This window comes from Acinetobacter sp. YH12069 (assembly GCF_013419675.1).
In the GTDB taxonomy this organism is placed as follows: Bacteria; Pseudomonadota; Gammaproteobacteria; order Pseudomonadales; family Moraxellaceae; genus Acinetobacter; species Acinetobacter amyesii.
The window spans coordinates 1-2317 of the sequence record NZ_VOZS01000050.1; the positions used below are offsets into that span (position 1 = coordinate 1).

Below are 2317 nucleotides of genomic sequence, written 5' to 3' on the forward strand. Positions count from 1 at the left end.
GCCTATTTAAGTGATGTGCTGAAAAGGTTGCCGACACATAAAGTGACTCAGATTGAAGAATTACTGCCACATCGCTGGAAATCCAACTCAAATTAAAAAATAGGCATGGGGTTCAGCGGACGCTTACCATCAGATACCCATTTTCAAGACATAAAAAAGCACCCTTTTGGGTGCTAACTTAGCTGAGGGAGCTAAATCTTATTTCGCTGCTGCCTTTGCTGTAGACACAGCGGCTTCAGTCGTGATATTTACCGTAATTTTATCACCTACATTCGGTACATATGCGCCTACACCAAATGCTGAACGATCAAAAGAAGTCGTTGCATTAAAACCAATTGTTTCTGCCTTAGTCATTGGATGAACGGCTTGCTTGTTCAATACAGCGTCCAATACCACTGGTTTAGTCACATTTTTAACTGTTAAATTACCCGTAATTTTGTATTTAGTTTTGCTGATCGCTTGAACTTTTGTACTTTTAAACGTGATATTTGGATATTGTTCAGCATCAAAGAAATCTGCTTTCTTTAAGTGATCATCTAATGCTTTGACATTGGTATTTAAGCTCGATAATGGAATCGTCACATTCACAGACGAATTTGCAGGTTTTGCATTATCGACATTGATTGTCCCTTGAATGTCACTAAAGTTTGCAGAAGGCGTTGAGAAACCAAAATGATTCCAAGTAAATACTGTTGCGGTATGAGTAGGATCAATTTGATAGGCAACAGGTTTTGCCATAGAAATTGTTGTAACTGATGCTACCGCCAAACCGATTGTTAATGCTTTAAAGTTCATGTTTTTATCTCACTTTCGAATACCATTAAGTCTATAGATTTTTAGCCGTATTACAGCTTTAAAGATAAAACGTTTTGTTGCATGTTTAGAACGATAGTTTTGTAAAATCTGTAGCAGCATCTACAACCACTCTCAATTATTAAATTTTCCATATATTTCAAATAATTATTCTTTTCAAGCTACTCCCCGACGATTTATCCTAAATTTAGGAAACATCAACCTATCTGAGTCGTAGGTTTTCTAAACAAATCCACTTAAGATTTTTAGACATCATAAAAATCTGAGTACCCAAAAATGACAGAACAATCGCTGGCTATTGAAAAAGCCTTAAACACTAAAACTCCCAAAGATGTCGTTTTGGCATTTCTTATGAATACTTCAAAAGAACTCGTCGAAAATGCAACTCAGCTGCTTGTTGCAGAAGACGCGGCGTATGTTTCCTTAAACTTCAGCAACCCAGAACTTAAACAAATTGAGCCGTGGGCTGGGTCTGGAACAGGTAGAGACATTTATATATATACCTTTGCCAACGTCGACACTTACTGGAATATCGATGAATTTCAAATCACGGATATGATCGCTGAAGATGAAACTGTAGCTGTATTTGGTCAATTCACCTACACCTCAGTCTATGCAAAAAATACTTTCACCTCGCCTTTTTCAATTAAAGCCAAAGTTCAAAACGGTTTAATCAGCTTTTTCCAATTTATGGAAGATGCCTATGCCTCAGCCTCATCGTTCCGCGTAGGTGGAGAATGGATCATTCAGCAAGATGCTGACCCGGCTAAAAACTTTAAAGTTTCAGCTTAATACTGAGATGCGCAAAAGCTGTTGTTGATTTGGAATGGCCTTTTACATTGAGTTAATGACAGCGGTATTGGATAAATCCGGTTTTTTTCGCGATTTGATCATAGAGCTTTTGCGCAGTTTCATTGTCCTGATGCGTAAGCCAATACACACGGTCACACTGCCGCTGATCACAATATTCTTTCACTTTGGCGATCAGCGCCTTGCCAATGCCCTGCCCGCGATAATCCTCAAGGGTATATAAGTCCTGCAAATAGGCATAAGGCTGCAATGTCCAGCAGCTCTCATGTTCAATGACATGCACGATCCCAACCACTTGATGATCAATCACAGCTGCAAAGCCATACATATGTTCGCAGTCAGCAGCATGTAACCTGTGCCATGTACGCTCAGTCACCCCATCTGCCACCTGACTTTTATAAAATTCTAAATACAGCTCCCAGAGCGGCTGCCATTGGTTTTTTGATATTTCTGTTAAATTTTTAATTTGTATTTGCACGTTCAATGTCTTTTTTAAATGATCACTGGATTTTTATAACTGAAATAAAGCTTCATGTGTTGAAAACACTTTATTTAATGCGCTCTTTTTTAGGGTGTGTTGACATTTACAGCCGATAAATTGAGCTAAAGAGGCAACCATATAAATATACAAGCTAAAGCAACAGCGCTTTGATAGTTACGTTTTAGCTTATCGTATCTTGTGGCAATTCCTCTA

General features: G+C 38.4%; 4 protein-coding genes and 1 pseudogene. 2 read left to right on the plus strand and 3 right to left on the minus strand.

The genetic code is table 11. From position 1 onward, the window contains the following. Window positions 1-96 (plus strand): transposase domain-containing protein (locus FTU16_RS16305; RefSeq protein WP_141192730.1); only part of this gene is annotated, 96 nt, incomplete at its 5' end. 102 nt (window positions 97-198) lie between these two features. Here the strand turns inward: FTU16_RS16305 and FTU16_RS16310 are convergent. Then, the gene (locus FTU16_RS16310; RefSeq protein WP_180163691.1) at window positions 199-795 is read right to left on the minus strand and encodes a YceI family protein; all 597 of its coding nucleotides are present in this window, start codon (window positions 793-795) and stop codon (window positions 199-201) included. Window positions 796-1089: 294 nt separating this feature from the next. Between FTU16_RS16310 and FTU16_RS16605 the strand changes: the two genes are divergently transcribed. Continuing rightward, entirely contained in the window at window positions 1090-1605 is a 516-nt protein-coding gene (locus FTU16_RS16605; RefSeq protein ID WP_257227163.1) for a hypothetical protein, read from the plus strand. A 52-nt stretch (window positions 1606-1657) separates the two neighbouring features. Here the strand turns inward: FTU16_RS16605 and FTU16_RS16320 are convergent, their stop codons facing one another. After that, complete coding sequence (locus tag FTU16_RS16320; RefSeq protein WP_180163692.1) at window positions 1658-2107, minus strand: N-acetyltransferase; 450 nt, start codon at window positions 2105-2107, stop codon at window positions 1658-1660. 119 nt (window positions 2108-2226) lie between these two features. Further along, window positions 2227-2317 (minus strand): annotated as a pseudogene (locus FTU16_RS16325) (IS5/IS1182 family transposase); the annotation flags it as partial.